21 protein-coding genes and 2 pseudogenes are annotated in these 25,274 nt (G+C 39.4%); 11 read left to right on the top strand and 12 right to left on the bottom strand.

Annotated elements, in window-relative coordinates; genetic code table 11:
* Positions 1-212 precede the first annotated feature (212 nt).
* The 3 genes from VB797_RS26600 to metK are packed head-to-tail and all read left to right on the top strand — an operon-like array spanning position 213 to position 5,032.
* The gene (locus VB797_RS26600) at positions 213-836 is read left to right on the top strand and encodes a DUF5132 domain-containing protein (RefSeq protein WP_323240772.1); all 624 of its coding nucleotides are present in this window, start codon (positions 213-215) and stop codon (positions 834-836) included.
* A 34-nt stretch (positions 837-870) separates the two neighbouring features.
* On the top strand, positions 871-3,825 hold the full coding sequence (locus VB797_RS26595; protein WP_323240771.1) for an HAD-IC family P-type ATPase: 2,955 nt from the start codon (positions 871-873) through the stop codon (positions 3,823-3,825).
* Between the two features lie 22 nt (positions 3,826-3,847).
* A complete protein-coding gene (metK, locus tag VB797_RS26590) occupies positions 3,848-5,032 on the top strand; it encodes a methionine adenosyltransferase (RefSeq protein ID WP_323240770.1) in 1,185 nt (394 codons plus the stop codon).
* Positions 5,033-5,349: 317 nt separating this feature from the next.
* Here metK and VB797_RS26585 read toward each other — a convergent pair whose 3' ends face one another.
* Entirely contained in the window at positions 5,350-8,091 is a 2,742-nt protein-coding gene (locus VB797_RS26585; protein WP_323240769.1) for a cation-transporting P-type ATPase, read from the bottom strand.
* Positions 8,092-8,625: 534 nt separating this feature from the next.
* Here VB797_RS26585 and VB797_RS26580 point away from each other — a divergent pair.
* The 3 genes from VB797_RS26580 to VB797_RS26570 are packed head-to-tail and all read left to right on the top strand — an operon-like array spanning position 8,626 to position 11,023.
* Positions 8,626-8,916 (top strand): hypothetical protein, encoded by a 291-nt coding sequence (locus VB797_RS26580; protein ID WP_323240768.1) that lies wholly within the window; start codon positions 8,626-8,628, stop codon positions 8,914-8,916.
* Positions 8,917-8,956: 40 nt separating this feature from the next.
* The gene (locus VB797_RS26575; protein WP_323240767.1) at positions 8,957-10,507 is read left to right on the top strand and encodes an NAD(P)/FAD-dependent oxidoreductase; all 1,551 of its coding nucleotides are present in this window, start codon (positions 8,957-8,959) and stop codon (positions 10,505-10,507) included.
* Positions 10,508-10,513: 6 nt separating this feature from the next.
* Positions 10,514-11,023, top strand: coding sequence for a CPBP family intramembrane glutamic endopeptidase (locus tag VB797_RS26570; protein ID WP_323240793.1), 510 nt, complete (start codon positions 10,514-10,516; stop codon positions 11,021-11,023).
* Positions 11,024-11,078: 55 nt separating this feature from the next.
* Here the strand turns inward: VB797_RS26570 and VB797_RS26565 are convergent, their stop codons facing one another.
* The 8 genes from VB797_RS26565 to VB797_RS26530 form a co-directional block, all read right to left on the bottom strand.
* The gene (locus tag VB797_RS26565; protein ID WP_323240766.1) at positions 11,079-11,387 is read right to left on the bottom strand and encodes a hypothetical protein; all 309 of its coding nucleotides are present in this window, start codon (positions 11,385-11,387) and stop codon (positions 11,079-11,081) included.
* 440 nt (positions 11,388-11,827) lie between these two features.
* Positions 11,828-12,658, bottom strand: a complete 831-nt coding sequence (locus VB797_RS26560) for a DUF6920 family protein (protein ID WP_323240765.1) — start codon at positions 12,656-12,658, stop codon at positions 11,828-11,830.
* A gap of 63 nt (positions 12,659-12,721) precedes the next feature.
* Positions 12,722-12,913, bottom strand: a complete 192-nt coding sequence (locus VB797_RS26555) for a hypothetical protein (protein WP_323240764.1) — start codon at positions 12,911-12,913, stop codon at positions 12,722-12,724.
* Positions 12,914-13,021: 108 nt separating this feature from the next.
* On the bottom strand, positions 13,022-13,903 hold the full coding sequence (locus VB797_RS26550; RefSeq protein WP_323240763.1) for a polymer-forming cytoskeletal protein: 882 nt from the start codon (positions 13,901-13,903) through the stop codon (positions 13,022-13,024).
* 173 nt (positions 13,904-14,076) lie between these two features.
* The gene (locus VB797_RS26545) at positions 14,077-16,560 is read right to left on the bottom strand and encodes a M20/M25/M40 family metallo-hydrolase (RefSeq protein WP_323240762.1); all 2,484 of its coding nucleotides are present in this window, start codon (positions 16,558-16,560) and stop codon (positions 14,077-14,079) included.
* A gap of 128 nt (positions 16,561-16,688) precedes the next feature.
* Positions 16,689-17,315 carry a CP12 domain-containing protein gene (locus VB797_RS26540; RefSeq protein ID WP_323240761.1) on the bottom strand — a complete coding sequence of 209 codons (627 nt, stop codon included), beginning with the start codon at positions 17,313-17,315 and terminating at the stop codon, positions 16,689-16,691.
* Between the two features lie 22 nt (positions 17,316-17,337).
* A complete protein-coding gene (locus VB797_RS26535) occupies positions 17,338-18,000 on the bottom strand; it encodes a hypothetical protein (RefSeq protein WP_323240760.1) in 663 nt (220 codons plus the stop codon).
* Between the two features lie 148 nt (positions 18,001-18,148).
* Entirely contained in the window at positions 18,149-19,717 is a 1,569-nt protein-coding gene (locus tag VB797_RS26530) for a pyruvate kinase (RefSeq protein WP_323240759.1), read from the bottom strand.
* 245 nt (positions 19,718-19,962) lie between these two features.
* Between VB797_RS26530 and VB797_RS26525 the strand changes: the two are divergent.
* The 3 genes and pseudogenes from VB797_RS26525 to VB797_RS26520 form a co-directional block, all read left to right on the top strand.
* Positions 19,963-20,165 (top strand): annotated as a pseudogene (locus VB797_RS26525) (glycine radical domain-containing protein); the annotation flags it as partial.
* 83 nt (positions 20,166-20,248) lie between these two features.
* Complete coding sequence (locus tag VB797_RS35070; RefSeq protein WP_416350937.1) at positions 20,249-21,214, top strand: hypothetical protein; 966 nt, start codon at positions 20,249-20,251, stop codon at positions 21,212-21,214.
* A gap of 16 nt (positions 21,215-21,230) precedes the next feature.
* Positions 21,231-21,438, top strand: a pseudogene (locus VB797_RS26520) (zinc ribbon domain-containing protein); the annotation flags it as partial.
* Positions 21,439-21,458: 20 nt separating this feature from the next.
* Here VB797_RS26520 and VB797_RS26515 read toward each other — a convergent pair.
* Positions 21,459-21,788, bottom strand: coding sequence for a hypothetical protein (locus VB797_RS26515; RefSeq protein ID WP_323240758.1), 330 nt, complete (start codon positions 21,786-21,788; stop codon positions 21,459-21,461).
* Between the two features lie 69 nt (positions 21,789-21,857).
* Here VB797_RS26515 and VB797_RS26510 point away from each other — a divergent pair, with 69 nt between their 5' ends.
* A complete protein-coding gene (locus tag VB797_RS26510) occupies positions 21,858-22,757 on the top strand; it encodes a DUF1186 domain-containing protein (RefSeq protein WP_323240757.1) in 900 nt (299 codons plus the stop codon).
* Positions 22,758-22,879: 122 nt separating this feature from the next.
* On the opposite strand, the gene VB797_RS26505 is transcribed toward VB797_RS26510, so the two are convergent.
* The gene (locus VB797_RS26505; RefSeq protein WP_323240756.1) at positions 22,880-23,536 is read right to left on the bottom strand and encodes a TVP38/TMEM64 family protein; all 657 of its coding nucleotides are present in this window, start codon (positions 23,534-23,536) and stop codon (positions 22,880-22,882) included.
* Between the two features lie 4 nt (positions 23,537-23,540).
* Entirely contained in the window at positions 23,541-24,143 is a 603-nt protein-coding gene (locus VB797_RS26500; RefSeq protein ID WP_323240755.1) for a CDP-alcohol phosphatidyltransferase family protein, read from the bottom strand.
* A 75-nt stretch (positions 24,144-24,218) separates the two neighbouring features.
* On the opposite strand from VB797_RS26500, the gene VB797_RS26495 reads away from it, so the two are divergent.
* Positions 24,219-25,274 (top strand): restriction endonuclease (locus VB797_RS26495; RefSeq protein ID WP_323240754.1); only part of this gene is annotated, 1,056 nt, incomplete at its 3' end.

Below are 25,274 nucleotides of genomic sequence, written 5' to 3'. Positions count from 1 at the left end.
AAAACTGCGATATTACTAAAGTATCGTTTTCAACTAAGTGATTGTTTTGTTTGAGGACGAGGTGTTTAACCCCTTTCTTAATTAATCCATAGAATTTTATCTATTTTTATATATTGGGGCTTGATTGTTTTTACTTGTACCTGTCTAAAGAAAGAAGAATAATTTGTATACAAAGAGTTAATCTATAGAAGCGACTATCGGCAGCAAAAAAAATGACAGCAGAATTTAATTGGGATGAGATAGAAGTATCAGAAATCATTGAAGGGCTAACCGCAGTTATGCTTGCACCAGTGGTGCTGCCCCTCGCTATAGGAATTAATCAGCCATTAGCTAAAAAGACTATTAAAGAAGCGATCGCTTTTTCCCAAAGGTGTAAAGAAGCAGTAGCCGATGCGAAAGAGCGATTTGAAGATGTTTTTGCAGAAGCACAGGCAGAATTAGACCAAGAGCAACAGTTAGAGTCAGATTCAGAACCTCTTCGTCCGCGTTCTTCGAGATATTGCGCTCATGTCTCTGAAGGAACATCAGAAGTGGCGGGGGAAATGCTTGATGCTGTGTCAGACTTGAATTACCAAGTTGGCTCGCTTACTAATGGCTATGTGGATTTACGGTTATTGATGCCTTTGGGTTTGGGAACTCTAGCTTTAGGTCAACTGATAACTCAAGGACCGCAACTAGATAAAATTCCCTGGTACAATTTAGCTTGGTATGCCTTTGATAGCTTTAACAAGCTCAATCATCCAGAATCCAAGTCGCAATCGCTTGGCGAAGAAAGACCTGCTTTAACTCCAGTCGAGTTGTCAAATAAAAATGAAATTACTAACGATAACGATTAGTAGTTTGTTGTAGCATAAACGTAAAGTAGAAATTGTGGTACAAGCAATACATACTGCTATTAAAGGAAGGGCGAGATATCATGTTCGAGAACTGTATCGTTCAGCATCTCTGCAAAAATATTTAGAGCGATCGCTTTCCCAAAAAGCAGAAATAATCAAGGTCACGGCTAGCTCTTTGACGGGCAATTTATTGGTTAAATTTAAACCCGATAAATCTTTTGTGGAAATTGCGACTCTAATTGAAAGAAGCATTTCTACCTACCAACAACTTGGGCAGGAATCGCGTTCTCAAGGAAAAGCAAACCAAAAAGCCATTGAAAGAGAAGAACAAGCTACAGAAAATTGGCATTTACTAGATTTAGATTTAGTTTTAGAAAAATTCTCAACTTCTAAAGATTTTGGATTAGATAACGATACTGTTAGTCAAAATCTAGAACGATACGGTAGAAATGCCCTTATTAAATCAAAAACACGTTCTGACTGGAGCATATTTGTCGCCCAGTTTGAATCTCTTCCCGTAGCTTTACTAGGCGTAGCTTCGGTAATTTCGCTAGTTACTGGGGGATTCGTCGATGCAGTGGCGATCGCAGGAGTAGTATCGATCAATTCTGTGATTGGCTATACCACTGAAAGCCAGTCAGAAAAAATTATTAATTCCCTACAAAGCGATGAAAAACCATCAGCTTTAGTTATTAGAGATGGCAAACAGCAGCAAATAGAAATAGAAACAATCGTTGTTGGAGACATTCTCCAGATCGAGAATAACAGTTATGTCGCTGCCGATGCCCGCCTCATCGAAACTAATAATTTAAGTGTAGATGAATCAGCTTTAACAGGAGAAAGTATTGCCGTTAGTAAAAACACGGAAACTCTTAAAGGTGAGAAAATTCCTTTGGGAGAACGTACCAATATGGTTTACAAAGGAACCTTTGTCACGGGAGGCAAAGGAAAAGCTGTAGTAATCGCGACGGGCAAATTTACCGAAATGGGAAAAATCCAGGGGATGGTTAGTGAAGCAGAAGCAAGCCTTACTCCCCTGCAAAAACAATTAGACGAAGTTGGCTCCCAGTTGGTTTTGCTCTGTAGCGGAGTCTGCGGATTTACTTTTGCTCTTGGTTTACTGCGGGGCTATAGTTTTTTACCGATGCTGAAAACTGCTATTTCCTTAGCTGTGGCTTCAGTACCCGAAGGTTTACCTACCATTGCTACTACTACTCTAGCCTTGGGAATGCGCGACATGAGAAAGCGTCATATTCTCATTCGTGGTTTAAATGCGGTAGAAGCACTGGGTTCGGTTCAAACTATTTGTTTGGATAAAACGGGAACGATTACCCAAAATCAAATGATGGTTGCCGAGGTGCATATTGGTATTGGCGTGATTAAATTATCTGGCAATCGCTTCATCAAAGATGATACAGAATTTAATCCATCGGAATCTAAAGCTTTATCCAAACTGCTACAGGTAGTAGTTCTTTGTAGCGAATCCGAGGTAATTACGGGGGAAGATGGAAAATACGAGGTAAAAGGTTCTGCTACTGAAAATGCCTTAATTTACATGGCAATGGCTGCGGAAATGGATATTCCAGATTTCAAAGCCAAACATCCTTTAATTAAAACTTATCCCCGCACCGAAAGCCGCAATATTATGACCACGGTTCATAAAACCGAAGGGGAACAAATGTTAGTAGCGGTTAAAGGCAGTCCCGAAGAAGTATTAAAAATCTGCACCTGTGTAAGTAAAAATGGTGAGGTCGCAAGTATAACAGAAGAAGATAAACAAGCTTTAGGTTTAGAAAACGAACGCATGGCGGGTAAAGCACTGCGGGTGTTAGGAGTTGCTTATGCTTACGTCGATAATCTCGATGAAAACCCCGAACGCGACCTAATTTGGCTTGGTTTAACTGGAATGGCAGACCCAATCCGCGAAGGGGTAGCCGAGCTAATGGAACAATTCCATCAGGCAGGAATCGATACAGTAATGATTACCGGAGATCAAAGTCCTACAGCTTATGCGATCGCCAAAGAATTACATCTCAATCGTGATCGCCAATTAGAAATTCTCGATTCTTCCGATCTCGCCCAACTTGGGTCAGAAAAGTTACAGGCTCTTTGCGAAAAGGTAGATGTCTTTGCTCGTGTTAGTCCTGCCGACAAACTGCAAATCGTCCAAGCATTACAGGCAAAAGGTAAAATCGTTGCGATGACTGGGGATGGTATTAACGATACTCCCGCTTTAAAAGCAGCTAACGTGGGAATAGCAATGGGTTCGGGTAAAGCCGATGTAGTTAGGGAAGTTGCTGATGTAGTTATTGAAGATGACCGACTCGAAACGATGATTAATGCCGTTAGTCGGGGGAGAACCATTTATAGTAACATCAGAAAGTCCGTGCATTTCTTACTTTCTACTAATCTCAGCGAAATTATAGTCACAACAGCCACCACTGCTTTAGGACTGGGAGAACCCTTCAATACCATGCAATTGCTGTGGCTGAATTTAGTCTCGGATATTTTTCCAGGACTGGGTTTAGCAATGGAACCACCAGAACCAGAAGTCTTAAACCGCCCTCCCCGTGACCCCGACGAACCGATTATCAAACGGTCTGACTTTGAACGTATTGCCGTAGAATCGGGAGTAATTTCCGCTAGTGCGCTGAGTGCTTATAGTTACGGTTTACTCAAGTATGGACAAAAACCCCAAGCAAACACAATCTTGTTTATGAGCCTAACTTTGGCACAAGTGTTGCATACGGTTAGCTGTCGTTCGGAAACCCATAGCATCTTCGACCGCGAAAAACTACCCGATAATCCCTATGTGGATGGTGCAGTAGTCGGTTCCGCAGCCTTGCAGCTTTTACCCGTGTTTATTCCAGGATTAGGCAATCTATTGCAACTCGCACCTCTTGACCCCTTTGATTGGTTAGTAATTGCCAGCAGCACAGGTCTACCTTTAGTAATCAACGAAACTATAAAAAGTAGTAGAGACAAATAGCCCCTACCCATTAATAACAACCATGAAAAAAAATTTCATGTTCACCTCGGAATCAGTTACTCAAGGACATCCAGATAAGCTGTGCGATCGCATTAGCGATGCCATTGTAGACCGTCTGCTGGAACAAGACCCCTATTCACGTATTATTACTGAATGTGCTGTATCAACGGGTATTGTCTTTCTTTCCGCTCGTTTTGAACCAAATGCCAATGTTGATTTTACCAATGTTGCCCGCCGAGTCATTGAAGATGTAGGTTATAATCAAGCGTCATTTAATAATAAAACCTGTAGCATTTTAACCAGTTTAGAAGAATTACCAGCAAGTAAAGAAAAAAAATTTGACGAACAACAACTTTCAGATTCACAAATCGAGCTAATTACCGTTAAAAACCAAGTCACCTTGTTTGGTTTTGCTTGCAATCAAACCGAGGGTTTAATACCCTTACCAATTTGGCTGGCACACAAACTAGCAAGACAGTTGGATAAAGTAAGACAGAAAAAAATATTACCTTACCTTGCTCCAGATGGTAAAACTCAGGTAGGAGTAGAATATTGCGATCGCCGTCCCTATCGAATCCATAGTATTACGATTGTTGCCAGCCAAGACGATCCATCAATACCCGATCTCAAACAACTTGAAAAGGATATTTATGAAACTGTCATCAAGCCTGCTTTTACCCAAGAGAATATTCAACCCGATAGCGACACCCGTATTTTTATTAACCCCGATGGTATCGATTCTCCTGGTGGTCCAGCAAGCCATTCCGGTTTAACTGGGAGAAAAAATGCGATCGATACTTATGGGGAATATGCTAAACACAGTGGTGCAGCCCTTAGCGGTAAAGATCCACTCCGAATCGATCGAGTAGCTGCATATGCTGCCCGTTACGCAGCCAAAAATATAGTAGCAGCCAATTTAGCAGATGAATGTGAAGTACAGCTTAGTTATACCATTGGGCAAGCTAGACCAGTAAGTATTGAAGTAGAAACTTTTGATACGGGTAAAGTTGCTGAAGAAAAAATAATTGAGCAACTTCAACAGCATTTTGATTTTCGTTTAGCAGGAATTATTCGTCAGTTTAATCTAAGATTATTACCGTCTCTCAATCAAGGTAAATTTTATCAACAGCTAGCTACATACGGACATATGGGCAGAATGGACTTAGAATTGCCTTGGGAAAAAACTGATAAAATATCTATTTTTTAAATTATTTTGTACAATTTTAGGCTTTGACTTACAGCCTTTTGTTCATACAAGAAATCACAAGATAAAATCCATAACAAGCCACATATACCCGTTAAGGAAGCGGTTAGCAATCTCTGATAGTATTGCAGTACTACCTTTGACAAAAACATATGCTGTAGGTCTCCAAGACAGTACTTTTAACCTTATCTCTTTCCTTTATGCTAAGAGCATATAGAGCCAGTTTTTTGTCGGTAATCTTATGCAGGGAAGGCAGTAATTCCGTTTTGCAATTATCTGGTTTACCGTTTGGAATCATAGCTTTTTGAATTCAAAAATGGTCAGCGATGATTGACGGATTTTGTTTGAGGTCGGTTGATAAAGTTGATAAATATTGCCAACGGTACCATCGGTAACATTGGTAGCAAGCAAATTAGCCATTGATTCAGGTTTAGTGGTGCTGTTTGAAACAGCAGGTTCATAACGTTCCACTGGCTAAATATGATTTGTAAAATAACAGCACCAAGGATACCCACAATCAAAATTGGTGCATTTGTAACGGATGTTGATTTTCTACCTATATATTTGAGCAAGCTAATCCCCAATTGACTGATGCTCAGAAGATAAATGATACGAGCAGCAACGAGGGCTTGAATTGCCATCGTGCGAGCAACTGTAATATCTCCATATGTGGATTTTGCCCATTCAAATATGCCAAAAATCAAAATCCAATTAAATAGTGAAACTATTAAAATTCGGCGTAATAATTTACCCGTAATTAAGGGTTCTTTCGGATTGCGTGGAGGCTCCTGCATTAAACCGTTTGATTTGGGTTCAAAGGCTAGGGGAACAGTCATGGTGAGGGAATTAATCATGTTTAACCAAAGTACTTGTAGCGAAAGAATCGGTAAATCTCTTGCTAACAAAGCGCTAATTAAAATGGTCATAGATTCACCACCATTGACTGGCAAAAGAAACGCAATTGCTTTTCTCAGGTTTTGATAAACGGTGCGTCCTTCTTCCACTGCTGCTTCAATCGAGGCAAAGTTATCATCGGTGAGCAGCATATCAGCTGCTTCTCGCGCTACTTCAGTTCCACCTTTCCCCATTGCAATACCAATATCGGCTTGTTTTAAGGCTGGAGCATCATTCACTCCATCTCCGGTCATAGCAACGACTTCTCCTTTTGACTGCAATGCTGCTACTAATTGCAGCTTTTGAGCCGGAGCTACTCTAGCAAATACGTCTCCATCTTCAACAGTTTGAGCAAGTTGGGAATTTTCCATCTTTGCTAACTGTCGTCCTTCAAATGCCAGTACTTGCTCTGTCTTTTGGATACCCATGCGTTGAGCAATTGCCCGAGCGGTCGCTATGTGGTCTCCGGTAATCATTTTTACATTAATTCCGGCAGATTGACAGGCGTGGACGGCAGCGATCGCCTCTGGACGGGGCGGGTCAATCATGCCTTGTAATCCCAAAAATACTAACCCCGTTGCAATATCCTCATGATCTATCGAATGCTGATGAGAACCGACTATTTTTCGAGCAAAAGCTAGTACTCGCAATCCTCCCTCCGTTATCGCTTCCACCGCTTGCTCAATTTCTGACTGCTCCAAAGCAATAGACTGACCTTGTAGATCCATCATGCTAGAACAACGGCTTAACAATGCTTCAACCGACCCCTTAACGTAAATTGTTCGGGGATGAACATCATGCAAAGTCGCCATGTATTGATACTGAGATTCAAAAGGTATCGAATCTAATCGTGGTTTTGAAGCTGCTAGCCCAGACTGGCTCAAATCGGCTTTAGCCGCAGCCGCGATTAATGCCCCTTCGGTAGGATCGCCCACGACCGACCAATTTTCTCCGGTTTGCTTTAATTGGGAATCATTGCAAAGTACCCCGGCTATCAAGCATTCCTGTAGAACAGAAGGTAAACCATCCTCAAGCGGACTTTCTAGTTTGCCGTTGCGAGCTATACCAATATCACCTTTGGGACTATAACCACTTCCGCTAACCAGATAATGCTGTCCCCCAGCGCAAATAGCCTGTACCGTCATTTGGTTTTCCGTCAGTGTTCCGGTTTTGTCAGAACAAATTACGGTAGCACTACCGAGGGTTTCAACTGCTGGAAGTTTACGAATAATCGAATTACGACGAGCCATGCGGTTGACACCAATCGCTAAGGTGATGGTAACTACTGCTGGCAATCCCTCTGGAATCGCACTGACTGCCAAAGCAACAGCAGCTTCAAACATATAAATCCAGGATTCACCCTGTCCCAATCCGATAGCGAAAGTCAGGGTTGCCAGAGTTAAGATTACGTAAAGCAGGGTGCGACTGAACTTCTCAAACTTACGGGTTAGCGGGGTGCTGAGGCTAACTCGTCGCTCCATTGATTGAGAAATCTGCCCAACTTCTGTAGCATCTGCCGTAGCGATAACAATCCCCGTACCCTGCCCAAAGGTGACAAAAGTCCCCGCGTAGGACATATTAATCCGCTCTGCGAGGGGGGTATCCTTTGGTAAAGGTTGAACGGATTTTTCCACTGGCAATGATTCCCCCGTTAAAGCAGATTCATCAACCTGTAAATCGCGAGTTTTTAGCAGTCTCAAGTCCGCTGGAACTTTATCTCCCGATGCCAGCAGTACCACATCTCCCGGTACTAAATCCTGTGACGCGATCCGTAGCGTTTGACCTTCTCGCAGAACCGTGGTTTCTGTGGTCACGGCTTTTGCAAGAGAGGCGATCGCACCTTCTGCTTTAGCTTCCTGCACGTAGCCGATTGTTGCATTGATCACTGTCACCCCCCAAATTACGGCTGCATTAGTCCAAGAACCCAAAAATGCTTTGACAGCGCCTGCAACTAATAAAATATAGAGGAGCGGTTGATTAAACTGTAATAAAAATCTTAGCCAAGCAGGTTTTCCAGGTTTTATGGGTAGTTGATTCCACCCATATGTTTCGTAGCGAATAGCAACTTCCTCTGCCGTTAAACCTGCTTCTAAATTGCTATTGAATTTTTCAATAACCGACAGAACAGACAGTTCATGATAAGGAGATTCCAATTGATCTTGCAACATATCTTCTAATAAACCATTAGGGTTTTCTACCCCTGTAAATTGATATTATCATACCGCATCTTGCATTCATAGAATGTACGCATTGAGGTCATAGATATGTGTATATGTGAGCGGTAGATTTCTACACATAAAAAATTAATTAAAAAAATAATGTAAGCAGATTGTAATGGCAACTGAAAGTCTTTTTACAGCAATTTGAAATCAAGTAAGTAAGTTGGCAGAAATAAAAAGAACTATGTAACGGTTGGGTAAATTAGCTTTAAATCCTTACCCCTACAGCAAAGCTGCCCACTGCCTACTGCCTTATCCGGCATTACAATTTTCAACGCCAACCTACTTATTCGGGTATTTAATCAATATGAAAGTATATCCTCACAAGAATCTCACATTTAACGGTTATTCTCAAATCATAAGCTTTGTTGTGCTTATACAAAATGAAAAACCACATATTGAGTTATAGAAAATTCCAAATTTGCCCAAAAGGTTTCATCTCAAACTGAGACTTTTCAACCTATAATCCTTGAGGAGCATAATATGAAAACACAATCTCAATATTTACCCACTAAGCTATATCAAATACAACATATTAAACGCGAGATTCAAGATTTACAAAAACAACTTTCAGAAATAGACTGTGAAATAGGAGGGATAAAACAAAATGTTGATAATGTTGAACCGAACCAACTAAAAAATCATTTTCAAGAGTTTTTGGATCGTAATGATGATTCTGAAGCTGAATCAGTAGAAGATAAAGAAAAACTTTGGGGAAATTATATACTTGTCATCTTACTTACCTTTTATCTATTGGTAATGAGTTTTCTTTAAACCAAACTAAATTACGAAGTGTATATTTCAATATTCGGTCATGAAAAACTCTTCTACTAACATCATAATTATCGGTGCTGGTATCTCAGGGTTAGCAGCAGGTTGCTATGCTCAAATGAATGGTTATCATACCCAGATATTCGAGATGCACAATCTACCTGGTGGTTTATGTACTGCATGGAACCGTAACGGATATGTTTTTGACGGCTGCATTCACTACTTATTTGGTTCGGGGAAAGGACAACCGTTTTATAGTATGTGGGAAGAACTGGGAGCAGTTCAAGGTCGGCAATTTGTTCATCATGATGAATTAATGCGCGTTAGCGAACCCGGAGGTAAAACGCTAATTGTTTACAGTAACCCCGACAAATTAGAATCACATCTTAAACAACTTTCACCCGTTGATAGTCAATTAATCGCCAGCTTTTGTAAAGGTGTTCGGGTTTTGACACGCTTCGATTTATCGTTACTTCAACGAAAACCCAAAGCTTTGATGAATACTGCTGATTTGTGGGGTCTAGGTCGGGAAATGCTTCCGTTTGTGGGAAGTTTAGTCAAATGGGGTAGAATCTCTGCTGAGGAGTTTGCACGACGTTTTCAAGACCCCTTCCTGCGTCGAGCTATCCCGCAAATGTTCTCATGGAAAGATATTCCGGTGATGGTGGGAATGTCCTTATTAGCATATATGCACAATAAAAATGCTGGTTTTCCTGTAGGTGCATCCCTGGAGTTTGCCCGTGCCATCGAGAAGCGCTATTTAGAATTAGGCGGTCAAATTTACTATGATTCCCAAGTAGAAAGGGTGTTAGTGGAAAACAATAGGGCAATTGGCGTGCGGCTATATAACAACAAAGAATATTATGGCGATTCCTTCGGAAAGCTTCGCTTACGGGTGATTTCTGCTTGTGATGGTCGCGGTACATTGTTTAATTTACTTCGCGGTCAATACGTAGATGAAGAAATGGAGATGCTTTACGACGGTTATTTCCCCGTACACTCGCAACTTCAAGTATCTCTGGGTGTTAACCGCGATTTGTCGGAGCAACCCCATTGGGTAACTTATTTATTAAATCAACCAGTAGTAATTGCTGGTGAGGAATGCAGCGAAATTAGTGTAAAACATTACTGCATTGACCCCTCGTTAGCTCCACCTGGGAAGTCAGTGTTAATTGTGATGTTGAGAACACCATACGATTATTGGCAGCGAATTTACGGGCGAAAAATTTATGATGCCGAGCAAATTCAAGAATCGGGTATTTTGATCGATTTATTGGAAGAGTTTTATCCCGGTATTAAAGCGGATATTGAATATGTTGATGTTGCCACACCAATGAGTTACGAGCGCTATACGGGAAACTGGCAAGGTTCTAGTTGTGGCTGGTTGTTAACTAAAGAAACAATGGGAATGATGATTTCTGGTATACCCAAAACTCTACCAAAATTAGATAGTTTTTATATGGTTGGGCAGTGGGTAGAACCGGGTGGAAGCGTGCCAGTAGTAGCTATGTCGGGACGTAATATTATTCAGCAAATTTGTCACGAAGATAAAAAAGTGTTTGAGGTAAATATTCCTGGAACTGCTGTTTTTTGATCAAAAATTCCAACTTTCGCTAAATCGTATGTTATTACACTTATTCCTGCTTTTGGGGAAGAATTTGGCTGGAGAGGTTATTTGTTACCTCGTTTACTTGTGAAACATTCCATAAAAAAAGCACTTATCATACAAGCATTTATCTGGTGGATATGGCATTTACCAGTTTTGGTTTTTGCAGGTATTAATACTCCAATAATTAAGGAAAACATTCTTTTTTCTATCATAATTATTTTAGCAATAAGTATAATACCTTCAATGATGCATGCAGTCATCTTCTCTTATTTTTGGTCTACATCTTCAAGTTTGCTTGTCGTAACAATTTATCATGCAGCATTTGATGAGGTACGAGACACAATGGAAAATTCTGTAGGTTTTGGTCCTCTGGTTCAAATATGGCAAATGCTATTATTGACTATTATTGGAGCGACATTACTTGGGAAGAGTAAATGGAAAAAATTAGAAAATCGAACAAATGCGATTGAAAAAACTGTCCATTATTCGCATATTTTTTAATATTTCCAATACTCTTTCTTTTGGAAAATGTAGAAAGTCTGATTTTTAAGTACGTCTAAAATCGGGTTGATTGAGATGTAATAAACGCACAAGCTTCTGTATTCCCATGTTGACAGGATTGAATGAGAAAAATTTCCTTATCTATCGTCATTATACGATTATTTGTTTTAAGAGACTCGATAACTCTATCAGTAATACCTCCTTCTTCATAAAGATTTGTTTCTACCGTTTTGAGATAACGTTCCCTACTGTTACCCCAAATTTCTCTGGAAGTTCGGCTGATAAATTTAATATCTTTAGCTACAGGAGGAATTTCGTCTGAGGGAGTAGTTGACGAACAGCTTGTAGTTAAACTTATGAGCAACGAAAACCCTAAAATAGATATTGCAAGTGGAAAAAGTTTTGTTTTTATTGTTGATAAAAATCTCACCTCAAACACCTCCTTATTTTGAAAGTATTTGAACAAAGGGTTGCATAATCTAAGTATGAATTAAATTATGCAACCCTTGATAAACATCATTTTTAAGTCATCAAGAAGAATTCACCGTCACGGGTACCAAAACACCATCCCTAATTAGTCTGGAAGATAAAGGTAAATCTTCTTTTGAAGGCAAATTTTTCCTGCCCTTATTTTTTAGAATAAAAATCAATATACTCATCATATGTATACCTCCGTGACAATAGCTGATTGACTAAGAAATATATAAGTCCCATTTGAAAAAATGTTTTAGCCAAGACTTATCTATATTTCAACCTTAAGACACAATAATGAGAAAGTTGTGAGCAAATTATAAATTCAAGGATTTAACAGAATTCAGCTTGTTCAATATTTGCACGGAAAAAATCAAAGTATTTGTCAGTACCAAACCACCAACCTGCATTTATTTGATCGGGAATCGTAAAGCCTCCAAATGTCCGTTCTGACAAACATTCTCCACCAAAAGGAATATAAGTATGGCTACCATCTTCTGTTTTGTCTCCCCAACGCGGTAAAGACATTTTTAATATTTTTCCGGTTGAGTCTATAACAAATGTTAGGGTGACAGATTCCCCATCAACTTTCATGCAAGATACAATAGTATTATCATCAATTGCTTGCCAAATTACGCTATTTTGTGGCAATAAAGCCGAAGGAAGCCAGAAAGATTCTCCTACAAATCTACCAATACCAGAACGAGTGATATCTTGATTCTGAGCATTTATAACTGGGATAATTCCCCATATAGAAAACCGCATTCGACCAAAATTGTTAAAGCAATAATCACTACCGATAAATTTCATTAAACCGCTACCAATTGTGGCTTTCCAGACAAATTCTTTTAATGCACGGATAATTTGTTCGGCTTGCATGGGTAGCCAAGGTTTATCTGGTGATAACCTAAAACTACCATTCATTTTTAATTTGACGGAATTAGCTAAAGGAGTTCCCGGTTGAATTGCGTGGAGAAAGTAACGCTGTACGGGTTGCGGTAATTCTGCGACCATTTCTGTGGTGAAAGTAGTATTATTTGGACTTGTTTCTAACAAATGCCAAATTTTATTTGTTTCTTTAACCTCTCTTAAGAATTTTAGATAAAGAGTGATGAATAAGAAAGCAATTAGTGCAGCAATAATTAGTAAAAATTGCATAATCATTTGACCCTCCCTAACTCAATTTAAATCAATCAAATTATCATCGTTTAGAATGATTGCTAATTCTTAGCTATAACTTAAAGGTAAAGAACCTAGAGAATCTTCTAATCTAGAAAGATGCTCGGTATTTCCCACATAAATACCTAAAGATTGCGCCGTTTCTATTAAAAAATTATCGGGTTTTACCCGCGATGGACAGTGAGCTATAACCTTTTTTAAAGGTACTGCTACAACTTCTCCATTTTGCCAAGCGACCATTTTTCCAGTTTCTCCCTTAGCAATCAAATCTACCGCAGCTTTCCCGAAAGCACCTACTTTACTGTTGTTAAAAAGTTCAGTCTATTACCGTTTGACGAAAAGCAAGATTTAGCCAAGCACTCTTGTATCGCGATGATTATCTAATAACCAGAACAGCAATGCACCAAAACCAAAAATATTCACTACCGACATCATTAATCCGCCCAATAACGGAATTAAGCCGATTAAAGCTAAAATTAACATTCCTGCAATGAATTGTTGTGTGGGCGATTTTTCTCTTTCTTTCATGCTTTTTTCTCCCAGCCACAGAGCTACTCCCAAGGTTCCGAGTATGACTGCAACGTAAGTCATCAAACCAACCAATGGTAATAAAGGAATTCCAATTAAGGTAACTGTAAGCAAAATTATTACTACTATTATCGATATTAAACCGCCCAAACCCCATAACCCACTTTGCAAGGGATATTGATTAAGAGTATTTGCTAAATTAGGTAGAAAATTGGGTCGCCATTTGATAATTAAAATACCAACAATAGCACCTACAATGATTTTAAAAATATGAAACGCACTACCAAAGAAATAGCGAACTAAAAAGCTGTTAATTCCTCTTCTTTTAGCACCATAAACTCCCCATCCGCTCAGCGTACCGGAGGAACCAGCTATAATTGCTCCTTGTTCGGTAATAACTTTACCTCCCACTGCATAAGCATCTCCATCTACACGGGCATTTTTTTGTAAAATTACATCTCCGTCGATCGCGATCGCTGTTTGTCTGACTCTCGCACCTTCTTCAATTGTTACATCTCCCCCGATAGCTTGGGCATTTTCCACAACTTTATTTGCTGCAACTGTGACATCACCCCCAACTCGGATTATATTATCGTTGTTAATATCAATATCAGTTTGTGCGATCGCCATTGTTGAAAATAATATTGCACTTAAAATTGATATTAATGCTAAAGTTAACCATTTTCTTCTTAAATATTTCATGACTGATTGCTTATTATTAAGTAGCTAGGTACGAAAAATTATCGTTAGGGCAGGGCAAGGGGCAAAGGGCAAGGGGCAAAGGGGGAAAGAGTTTGAGCTTGAAAAACATTCCTTTATATAGTGTTATTTTTTTGCGCCAACTTACTTAGTTGAATGTTTTTAAACTTGTAAAATCACGCTACAAATTGAAACTTTGCTTCGTTACGTCTTTGCGGAAAACCACTGTAAATTTTAGATTGGCTCAGTGGAAACACAAATTTCCTGCTAACAATAGTCGGATCTTTCATTGCCATTGGAGCGCTCATCATGGTATCTGTTCGCTTTTTAATGTTCGTTTTTAGCTGCGGAGGCAAACCATTAGAATAGTCCTTGAGCGTTATCTCAATCGGTTTTATTGATTTCACAGATAGAGTTAAAGATATTCCATTTGATGGCAAATTGTGGTAAACAAAATTCAAAGAGGAGCGCTGACTCTGTGTAAATTCACTTAAATCCAGGAGTTTACCGTTAATGCTTGCAGTGAGAATTCCCGGTACCTTGACTTGAGCTTGAATAATATTTGCCTGTCTGGGAGAATTCAGTTTTAGCTGTAATTTTCTGCTGCTACCTTTTGCTATATCGCGATCAATGGTAATATTTGGTGGTTCTAGAGATACTTTAGGTGCTGGTGCTTTCCAACTTGAAGTTGACCAGAAAGGAGATATTTCAACTTGACTTTTGGCTGTATTATCTGTAAAAAATTGCGATGTCCACTCATCAAGATTGCGATCGCTACTCATCCAAAAAGATTTATCGCTATCAGCATCTAACACGTAAGCAATGCTATTGGTTTTAGGATATTTTGCATCAAAGCCGGAGTTAACAGTTGCTACTCCAATCAGCAAAACACTCAAAAATCCTGCAATTCCCGGTATTAGCCAGCGTCTCCTAATTTTATTTTGAGAAAACCCGCTTCTAAGTAAAACGAAATGTGGCAGCATTAAACCGAATAGCAGAGCAAAAAATACCATTGGAAAAGTAGTAAACGGTATATTTGTTAGTGATTCAAACCGACTCATTAAAGAGGCAAAGTGGTAAACTTGGTCGGGGATAAGCAAAATAATTCCCGGTATGGCAGTTACTGAAAGGATAATCACCTGCTGCCAAGAATTATCAATTTGCTTGTACTTAAGAAATATCCAGCCCAATCCAAGAAGACTGAAAAATAATGGTAGCGTAAATAAATAGCTAGCACCGGGCATTAATAAACTAGTTAGCACCATCAAAGCAGCCCATACAAATATCGTACCCAGAAAAAGGTCATGCAAATGAAATCTAGTTAACAGCCAAGTATAAAATGCACTCATAACCGCAATAGTCAGGGCAATCAAAGCAGCTTGGTAAATATTGCTTTGGTAGTAGCCGATGATGAATATTTGTAAGTTAGAATTTAAGACTTTGACAAACCACCACACCAAATTTACAACAACAACAGCGCCTACAATACTTAAAATAAAAGCAACTGCTGATAGACTGATTCCTTTGAGCGTTAATTGCTTCCGTTGAATAGCAATAATGACAACTGCAATTAGAAGCAAACCTGTAATTACCATTTGAGGAATTACCCAAGCTTGCGAATAGTAAATAACAACTCCCGGCAGAATATTAAAATACACCGCATTTATATCGGCAGTAATATTACTTAAATCTAAGTTGCCAAAATGACGTACTAATCCTAAAGCATAAGAGCCTTGATGCTGAATGCTGCGCGGGTCTATCACCTCTATGCTGTCGCGAGCAGTATGATAAGCTGGCGTATCTGCACCATAGAAAAAACCAAGTCCAGCGCTACCGTAGTCCATATACTCTTCTAAATCGCAACCAAGACGCTGTGCGGAAAACAAATTGAGGAATGACGAAAATAAGGATGAAACAAACGGATGCGGTACAGCTTGGATAAACTCTTTGATTAGCGTATTGTTATTTGGGCTAGTCTTATATAACAAGCTCGGACCACCACTGCCCATTGCCTCAAAGTTAATTGCTAAACGGATATCCTTTGCCCAAGGATGCTCCTTAACAAATCCCCTTGCCCCTAAATCGCCGTTTTCTTCACCATCGGTAAATACAAAAATGACATCATTCTTTAGGGACGGTTCATTTTTTAGTATCCGCGCTGTTTCGAGTAAAGTGACGACACAGGAACCGCAATCACTAGCACCCGGACCAGTTGCACCAGAATCGTAGTGTGCATCGAGTGCGATGCTCCCAGAGGAGCCGCCTTCGGCTAACGCGCCCGTGCGATCGCCCCCTTGAAGTCGTGCAACAACGTTATATACAGTACCAGACTCGAAAACCTGAGAACCCGGAAAGCGCTGCACAACAGCAGTTTTTTGTACAGTTGGCTGCAATCCCATTGCAGTTAATTCTTCAACCAAATATTCCCGCGCTGCAATATTACCCGCAGAACCCATAGGGCGGGGTTTTTGGGCAATTACTGCTAAATCTTGCATCGCTCTTTGAGCAGAAAACTCAGTAAGCGGCGCACTCGCTGGAATAACAGCAGGTGGAATCAACTGCCATAAAGCAATAACGACACTCAACAAAAGTATCAGCAGCAAAAACAAGCTTTTACTCAGGCTAGCTTGCCATATCGACCCCGACAAGCTCGATTTCATCACATTATTTATTCCTATAAATACCTAATAAAAGGATGGGAAGATGGGGAAATATCAATTAATTCTTTACTCACTACTCCTCACTCCTAATTCCTAACTATTCTCAATGCCCCATTCCCCATGCCCAATTACCCACTACACCAAGTATCAAACATCCGAGTTTCCATAGCTTCTGGAAATTCTTCGCAGTATTCTTCAAATGCAGTTTTAGAAACTCTTTTAGCTTCTTGATGTGCTAACTCTGCTTGCAGTTCATCAACAATATCCCAAGCGATAGCACACTCTTCCGAACGAGGAGAGGTTTCTCTGCAAGTAAGGCGGGCTTTTTTAATTGCATCTTCAAGTTCTTGTTTTAATACTACTGCCCGAGGTAATTCAAGAAACTTACTTTCATTAATGATATCGACAAGCGAAATGATACCCATCAATTCTCCTTGAATCACGGGTGCCCTGAGTAAGCGATGTTCGGCAAATAACCGCGCTACATATTCCACACCCAAATCGGGATTGACTACTATGCAGGGTTTACTCATAATTTCATACACCCGCACTTTAGCTGGATCTTTACCAAAGGCAATTACTTTGTAAACTATATCTGTTTCGGTAATAATACCGTAAGCATCTTGGTCGTGACGACGTTCTACAATTAATGCATGCCAACCTCTAGCTTTCATTAATTTAACTGCTTCTGCCACAGTTGCGGAACTGCGAATAGTGGCAACATCTGTAGTCATAATGTCTGCTGCTCTCAACATAATTCACCTCCGTGGTATTTTTTTAATCATGATGATGTCTAAGACGCGGTTGTAACAGCCAAACCAAAACAAGACCTGTAATCGAGCTAATGATAATCCCCATTACTGCACCTGTCGCGACTGTAACTAAGGTTGGGTGAATCTGAAATCCGGACGATTTATTAATTCCTGCGCCGATGAAAGCCACTACAAGACCTAACGACCAAGCAAAAGCATTAGCCCCCACCCACCAAATAGCTTTTTTGTTTGCTATTTTTAGAATTAGCCATTGAGCATATCCGATTACAGTTCCTATCGCAGCACCTAGTAAAGCTATTTCTTTTACTAATGTTGTAATCGTCTGATGGAGATTGGCTAAATAAAAAAGCCCGATCACAACGCTTACCGTTAGTCCCATAAACCACGATAAAAGCGCTCCTACTATTGTTAAGAAAATCCAGAAACTTGCGCGTCGGATATAGGATCGTAAAACCAACCATTGAGCAAACCCCAACAAAAATCCTTCTACAGTCCCTACTAACAGCAATACTTTATATGTATTTTCATTATTGAACTCATTGGTTGCTTGACTAAAATAGGCAATTACAATCCAGCCTAGAATTTGAGCAATGGTACTAGCTAGTACCCATCTTTCCCATAACTTCAAGCTGTTGTTTTCTTTGAGTTGATAATGCTGCTTGTGCATGATACTTTTGATCCACTTAGTATGTTATAGCTGGGGAGTGGAAATTAAACTTTTATGGGTTTAACTTACGAGTTTTAACCTCCGAATTGCGATGTTTTTGTTATATATGAATAATTTGAGGAACTTGTGAGCGTCGGAGTCGGGCAATTTAGGAATCACTAATTATTCCGTCAAATTCCCACGAATGTAGAGCGCGTAATTGAGATGTCTTTTTCGATTGATGCTCCTGCATTCTTTTAAGCACATCATCTAATATGCTAACGGCTTGGGCTTGATAACGTCCTTTATTTAACATTACGCATTCCGCCCTTTCAGCCATTGCTGCATCGGTCATTTCAGCGCGATTCGTAACTCCTTTTTTCACCAATTGTTCTAAGACTTGTGTAGCCCAAATTACTGGAACATGAGCGGCTTCACATAGCCAAAGTATTTCTTCTTGCATTTCTGCTAACCGCTGATAGCCAATTTCTACCGCTAAATCGCCGCGAGCAATCATCACCCCGAAAGGTTGTTTACCCGCAGCATGGATAATTAGTTCTGGAAGATTTTTGATCGCTTGGGGAGTTTCAATTTTTGCTACTAATGCCAAAGGATGCGAATTTTTATGTTGACGAGCCTGTAACTCTTGCTGTAAAAGTTCAATATCTGCAACTTCTTCTACAAATGAGTAGCCGACGATATCCGCACGGGTAACAATAAAGTCTAAATCCTCTTTGTCCTTATCCGTAAGCGGACTCAGTTTTAGCGCGGTATCTGGAAAGTTTAGTCCTTTACCGGCAGAAATTTTTTCTCCTTTGTCCCTAGCATGAGTAATTTTTATTACTACTCCGAATGGCATCAAACATTCAACGTAGCCACCAATGCGTCCATCATCAATCCAAACAGTAGCTCCTATTTGCAACTTATCAATGATGGATGGAATAGTACAAGTTGCTTGCCAAGATCCAGAGGTTAACGAATTAGAGTTATCTTGCGACGCTAAATCGGGTAATTCACGTCGTAAAAGCAAAGAATCTCCAGGAAATATGTGTTTATAACCATAAGGAGCAATAACACGCTCAATCCGAGGTTTTGGTCCTGCCAAATCCATCATAATTTTACAACGCTGTCCGGTTTGGGCTTCTGCTCGACGGACATGAGAAATTACTGCTTCCCAGGTTTGTTGTGAGTCATGAGCGCAGTTAATTCGCACGCAGTTTGTGCCTTTATGCAGCAAATCTTGAATATTTTTGTAATTATTGGCAGCAGTTGAGGGTAAAGTTGCCATAATTCTCACCCACCGTTGATTGTAAATTTTACCTAAAACATCTTCTGTATGATTTCTGAGAAGATATTCTCCTTCTAAAAAAGAATGTATTGAAGGACGGCTGGGGAGAGACTTCGGTTCTGAAGAGCAAATAGCACCCAAAGTAGAAATTACTGCATCTAAATTAGGTAATACTCTTGCTTCTATTCTACCGAGAGATGACAATCCCCAAGGAGTTAAGGCTGCTTGTAAAGTACGTAAATCGTGATGCCTTAAAGCCAAATAATACGCTAGATTTTTAGCACTTTTGATAAAATAATGCCGTTGAATATGGGGTTCCCATTGAGAAAAGATTTGTTGTCCCTCTTGAAATACTGATTGACGAATGTCTTGAAGAGTCGCAAGCAATACTTGAGGGTCATCTAAATCTCTAGATTGAGTTTCAACATTATGATTTTGGACGCTCAACATTTCTACTATCTCCCAATACTTTTATTCTTTTTATTTATAGAGAATAAGTTTGAGAAACTTGTGAGGTCGTCACAGCTATTATTATATGCTCACAAGTTCCTCATTTTTTTAATTTACAACGGAATTGTAGAAGAATGCTGGAGTATTTAATTCGTAAGCGTCCGAGTGAGGGGGAGTTATAAAAACCTTTTTGTTGATTAATCGTCCTTTTTTCTCATGTACGAGACTGCACATTTTTATCTACTGTCGGAATGCTCGACGAATACTTCCACGACGGGAGACATCATATCAACGTTAAAGTCCTTAATCGGGAAATATTGTTAGATGCAATGGAACATCCCGAAGAATATCCGCAGTTAACTATTAGGGTTATGCAGTGAATTTCATCAAATTAACCAGAGAACAGCAGCTTGACGTTATAAAACGGACATTCCACGACCGAATGTAAACAAACGCACACGTTATGTAGAGACGTAACACTGCTACGTCTTCAAAAACTAGTTATTTACCCAAACATAATTAAAACTCACTATGAAAATTAAACAACAAAACCTCCAAGCTTATCTCCAATTAGTTGAACAACTGCTAAGTTGTCCTCACGGTGAAGAATGGACATTATTAGAACGCAACGAACAATTAGTTACTCCTGAGTTGGTACAAGTACTCGAACAACTTGCAGTACAAATGGCAGGAGAAGGGAAAGCAGATGCCGCTAAGTATTTACACCATTGGGCGAAACAAATAAATCACTTATTTGAAGTCGCGGTTCATCATGAAAGTAGTGACGAAAAATCCCAAACTTATCTAAAGCTAATTCAAGCGTTATTAGATTGTCCTAGTGGTTCGGAAGTAGATATCCTGGCAGCGAACGAACAGTTAATAGATGGTAGTTTAGTGCGGATGATGAAACAAGTAGCAGCTCAAATGGCTACCCGCGATGAAGCAGAAGCGGCTAGTTTTTTAAGTAATCTGGCTACGGAAATTGGTCGTAACTTAGTACCAGTTGATAACTATAAAGCCAATTTACAAAAAGATGCTTCGTCGGCTAGTTTTGATAAAAACAATCGCGTTGTAAACTTTGAAAGATTCACCGAGCCTTTGGGAATTGCTCAAAAACAGCCAGAGAATGGTATACCGAAACAAACTACTACACCATCCCAGCCACAAGTAAATGATTCGACCAAGCAATGGATTGATGAAAGTCTTGCAGAAATATCGCAGTCATTGAGAAACCTTGAAGACATTGTTTTTTCAAGATTGCAACCGTCAAATCCAATTTGGTATATGGATGTACTGGAACGCGCTCAAGCTAATGGTTGGATACTAACTACTGAAGAAGTAGAGGAATTAATTGGGGTAAAACCTAGATGTGAAACGGGTAAAAATTCTTATCAACGCGGCTGTTGGCTGTTTGTGAAAGCAGGTAAGATGGGTTCTCATACGGGTTGGCACGTGATGAAGGAAGAGGTTGAGATGTCGGGGGAAATTCTAGGATAATAGCTTAACAAATTACAAATCTCTTAGTACTAGAACTCATTCTTGTCCTCACTGCGGGCATACACAAGACCGTGATTGGAATGCTGCGCGGAACATCCACCGAAAAAGGTCTAAGTACGGCGGGTCACGTCGGAACTAACGCCTCTGGAGAGACTGACCAATACTTGGGTGAGGTAACTCCTTCAAGCAAGTCAACTCGTGTGCATAGGAAGTCTAAGAAGTGATTCTTGGAATCCACGTGCGTTTACGCCGGGGAGGATGTCAATACAGCAAATATTTGTGCATCTCTTCGTGCAATTTCTCCCTTATTACTGTTCAAACGAGATGCAATTAAAGGTTTTCCTCCATCACCACGAATTGCGATAGCCCGAAAGGGCGACGCTCCGCGTATCGCATTTGACGGAATATTGTATTCTTGGGAGTGAGTTAAAACTTGTGTGGCTTGAAGTTCAACAAACCCTGCTTCGTTAACGTTGTTAAGAGTAGCTACTATTCGAGAGCCTTTCGGTAAAACTACAAAGCCCGATTTTTCCACAAGGGATATGGTAGTCCCAAAATTAACGAAACTTAGCATAAATGGAATCAAATCTATGATTAAAATTTGTTTAGTATTTTTATTTTTTATCAAAGAAAATTTTTGAGTATGCAATTGGAAGAGATTTTATCAGAATTAGAACTTAATACCGGGAAGTTTCCTCTTCAAGCTTTAGAAAGAGCTATCGAAGAAAAAGAAGCAATTACTCCTTTTCTACTAACTAGTTTATCGGAATCTAAAGATAATCTGGAGGATTTATTTAATAAGCCTGATTATCTTTTACATCTTTATGCTTTATTTTTGTTAGCACAATTTAAGGAACCATTAGCTTATCCTTTTATCATCGAATTTTTCTCAGTTCCTGGGGATATGCCGATGAATGTAACAGGAGATCTAGTTACTGAGGATTTAAGTAGAATACTCGCTTCCGTAAGTCATGGAAATATTGACCCCATCAAGCAACTGATAGAAAATCAAGAAGTCAATGAATATATCAAAGGGGCTGCTCTCCAATCTTTAATTATTTTAGTAGTTCAAGGAATTGTTTCTAGAGAGCAAGTAGTTCAATATTTTAAAGAACTTTTTTCACTTCTCTTTGCAAATAAATCTTCTACAACTCAAGTTGAAGAAGAACCAGATTATATTTTGACTGAATTAGCGATTAACGGCTCTATACTTGCTCCTGAAGAACTTCAGGAATACATTGAGCGAACTTTTGATGAAGATTTAATCGAGCCGTTCTTTTTTGCACGGGATGATTTTGATGATTATCTTCAAAATGGTTCAGAAGCAAATTTGAATGAACTTCGCGATAATCCGCATTATTCTTTGATTGAAGATGCGATATCTGAAATGAAATATTGGGCTTGTTTTGAGATAAATAAGCCAAGTATTCTCATGGAGCCAGAGGGATTTTCTACCTCATCGAAAAAAACCAAAAGTAAAGCGAAAAAGAAGAAGAAAATGCAGAAAGAATCTCGTCGAAAAAATAGAATTAAGAAAAAATAATTTATTTGTTTTACTAAACCCTTTTGTGCAACGCTGCAATTCAAAAGTATTGCGATCAAAAGCTTACAAATATTCAAAGATTGACCGATCGGTTACTCCAAAAATGAATGGAATTTCCGGTACTACTTCCACAAACGCTTAAATAACAATGGTGATACCGATAACAACACTAAAAAAACTGACGCGAGTATAAACGAGGATGCATCGCTTCCTTGTAAAGCAGTTTTTCCAGAAGTACCCAACCAGGTATAAGCAATTGTCCCTGGAATTACTCCAATTAAGGTTGCCAAGGTGTAAATCTTTAGATCGATTGGGGTTAGTGCCAATAAAAAGTTAATCATATTAAATGGAGCGATCGGGGCAAAGCGTAGAGATAGAACTAAGAAAAAGGGATTGCGATCGAGTGCTTGATGCCATTTTCTCAACAGTTTATGTTGACCAAATTTTGCCATAGCCCAATCTAGAAATAGGTACCGAGTCAAACAGAAGGCTCCTACTGCTCCTAATGTTGCGGCCAATGTAGACCAAACAATTCCCCATCCCAAACCAAAAACTACACCTCCAGTTAATGTATGAATTGTTATCGGCAAACCTAAAACAGTAACCAATACATAAGTGAAGATAAATAAGGGAACAGCCCAAATACCTAATCTTTGCAACCATGATGAGAGAATCTCTTGATTGAGTAAATTCCGCAAGGGAGTTGCGAAAAAGAGAAATATTACACCCAGCAGTAGTAAAATTTGGAAATTTTTGCGGAATTGTTTTTTTAATCTCACGCAGTTAAACTCCGTCCTGACTAGTTGCTTCTAGTCTCAATGTTTTACGTAACTCCAATGCATGAAAGATACTTAAAACATCACATTGCCAAGTTGGTAACAATAGCGTCATGGCGATTTCTTCTAAACTATTGAGCCAACAAAGCGCGATCGCAACCCAAAGGGTATTCGCGTAACCAAAACCAAATAACCCCACTGTCGCTGCAAGTAATGCTAATCCCCATGCTTTAGCAGTGTAGGTATGGAAACTGGGGAATTTTTGGAACTTAATTAAACTAACCGCGAACAATATTAATTGGATCGTAATTGCAGATAATAAAGGTAATCGAAAATCAATGATTATTTGGGGATACACTAACCAAGTGCTAATAGCCACACCCAAGTATAAACAAATATCAGCCCAGCTATCTGCTTGACGAAGTTGCGTAGTACTAACTTTTAAACGACGGGCAATAATACCATCAAAAATATCTGAAAGTACGGCAATAATGTAACCGATTATGAACCAATAACTGGTTTTATGGTCTAAAGCATCAAAAACCAGTAAAGGAGCAATGGTAAAGCGCATTCCGATTAAAAGACTCGGAAGATATGATAGTTTTATCATCTATGTATGGGATTTTACTTACAAATAACTACAAGAGTGTTGTAAAGTATTACATAAAAAATATTTACCTCTATAATGCTCAACAATCTAGATTTATTATTTAGTATATTAACTAGCATTGCTAGTCCAATTAAAGACAAGTTAGAGCGTAATGAAACTGTAATCAAAATATTAAAGCAATATAATTTAACACCAGAGCATCCCCCAGAAGATTTTAGTGGTGTTTACGCCTATACTTTAGTTGAATACGGTGTTGGTAAACCAAAATGTTTATTAGAATTTTTTCGACAAGAGGATATTAAAAAAGCTTTTCGCAAAGCCTTTGACCATTATAATTCTTCGATTCTACTTAGTGAAGTAGAAGCTTTTCTTGATGCTTATGCTTTGGGGGACGAAATCAAAGCACTGCAATTAGATGTAATGCGAGAGGTAGCAGCATTCGCGACAATATTTATTGAAGTTACCAAGCGTACTCGCACTCCTGAATCGGTTTTAACTTCTAATCAAATAACTTCTTTACATCAAAGTGTCGTTGTTATCCAAGAACAATTAGATAGATTACCGACGCTGGAAGGAATTAGAACCGAAATGGCACGGTTAGCAGCAGGTGAAGAGGACAAGGGGAGTGGGAGAGGGGGAGAGGGGGGGAATATTCTCGCCAAATCTCCGATTCCGACTTCAATTGCACTAGCTCAAGAAATGCGCGGTTGGTTTGAAACTTTGGGTTATCGGTTTGAAAAATATGAAGTTTGGCAAGACAATTATTTTGAGTGGATTCTTAATATTCCGGTCAGACGTAATCGATATGACCGCGTTTTAGTACGTGGAATGACTGGGGAAGTTGGGCTTAAAGATGTGCAAGCATTAGATTCCAAGGTGTCGGAGCAGAAAACAGATGAAGGTTGGTTGGTAACTGATAGACGCATTAGTAAGATTGCACGAGATGAAATTGAGAAGCAAGAGAATGACCACCTGGAGTGTTTTACCTTTGATGAACTTGTAGCAATTGATGCGGATTTTAGCAGTTATCTCGATTGGTTAGAAGCAGAAGTTAAACGAAAAGGTATTGATAAAAATTACGTACCTTTGGCTTGTACTAAAGAAGAATTAGACCCAGTTAGCAAACGTCCC

The organism is Rivularia sp. UHCC 0363, assembly GCF_034931125.1.
In the GTDB taxonomy this organism is placed as follows: Bacteria; Cyanobacteriota; Cyanobacteriia; order Cyanobacteriales; family Nostocaceae; genus Rivularia.
The sequence above is the reverse complement of the archived record's forward strand: the minus strand, read 5'-3'. Positions and strand labels throughout refer to the sequence as shown.

Excerpts from the sequence above, each read along its gene's own strand:
- VB797_RS26555 (WP_323240764.1), bottom strand. The coding sequence starts at position 12,913 with ATGGTCGCTTGGCAAAATGGAGAAGTTGTAGCAGTACCTTTAAAAAAG.
- VB797_RS26530 (WP_323240759.1), bottom strand. The coding sequence starts at position 19,717 with ATGTTGAGCGTCCAAAATCATAATGTTGAAACTCAATCTAGAGATTTA.
- VB797_RS26515 (WP_323240758.1), bottom strand. The coding sequence starts at position 21,788 with ATGCTAAGTTTCGTTAATTTTGGGACTACCATATCCCTTGTGGAAAAA.
- VB797_RS26540 (WP_323240761.1), bottom strand. The coding sequence starts at position 17,315 with ATGTTGAGAGCAGCAGACATTATGACTACAGATGTTGCCACTATTCGC.
- VB797_RS26560 (WP_323240765.1), bottom strand. The coding sequence starts at position 12,658 with ATGATTATGCAATTTTTACTAATTATTGCTGCACTAATTGCTTTCTTA.
- VB797_RS26580 (WP_323240768.1), top strand. The coding sequence starts at position 8,626 with ATGAAAACACAATCTCAATATTTACCCACTAAGCTATATCAAATACAA.
- VB797_RS26510 (WP_323240757.1), top strand. The coding sequence starts at position 21,858 with ATGCAATTGGAAGAGATTTTATCAGAATTAGAACTTAATACCGGGAAG.
- metK (WP_323240770.1), top strand. The coding sequence starts at position 3,848 with ATGAAAAAAAATTTCATGTTCACCTCGGAATCAGTTACTCAAGGACAT.
- VB797_RS26535 (WP_323240760.1), bottom strand. The coding sequence starts at position 18,000 with ATGCACAAGCAGCATTATCAACTCAAAGAAAACAACAGCTTGAAGTTA.
- VB797_RS26545 (WP_323240762.1), bottom strand. The coding sequence starts at position 16,560 with ATGAAATCGAGCTTGTCGGGGTCGATATGGCAAGCTAGCCTGAGTAAA.
- VB797_RS26550 (WP_323240763.1), bottom strand. The coding sequence starts at position 13,903 with ATGAAATATTTAAGAAGAAAATGGTTAACTTTAGCATTAATATCAATT.
- VB797_RS26575 (WP_323240767.1), top strand. The coding sequence starts at position 8,957 with ATGAAAAACTCTTCTACTAACATCATAATTATCGGTGCTGGTATCTCA.
- VB797_RS26585 (WP_323240769.1), bottom strand. The coding sequence starts at position 8,091 with ATGTTGCAAGATCAATTGGAATCTCCTTATCATGAACTGTCTGTTCTG.
- VB797_RS26600 (WP_323240772.1), top strand. The coding sequence starts at position 213 with ATGACAGCAGAATTTAATTGGGATGAGATAGAAGTATCAGAAATCATT.
- VB797_RS26500 (WP_323240755.1), bottom strand. The coding sequence starts at position 24,143 with ATGATAAAACTATCATATCTTCCGAGTCTTTTAATCGGAATGCGCTTT.
- VB797_RS35070 (WP_416350937.1), top strand. The coding sequence starts at position 20,249 with ATGAAAATTAAACAACAAAACCTCCAAGCTTATCTCCAATTAGTTGAA.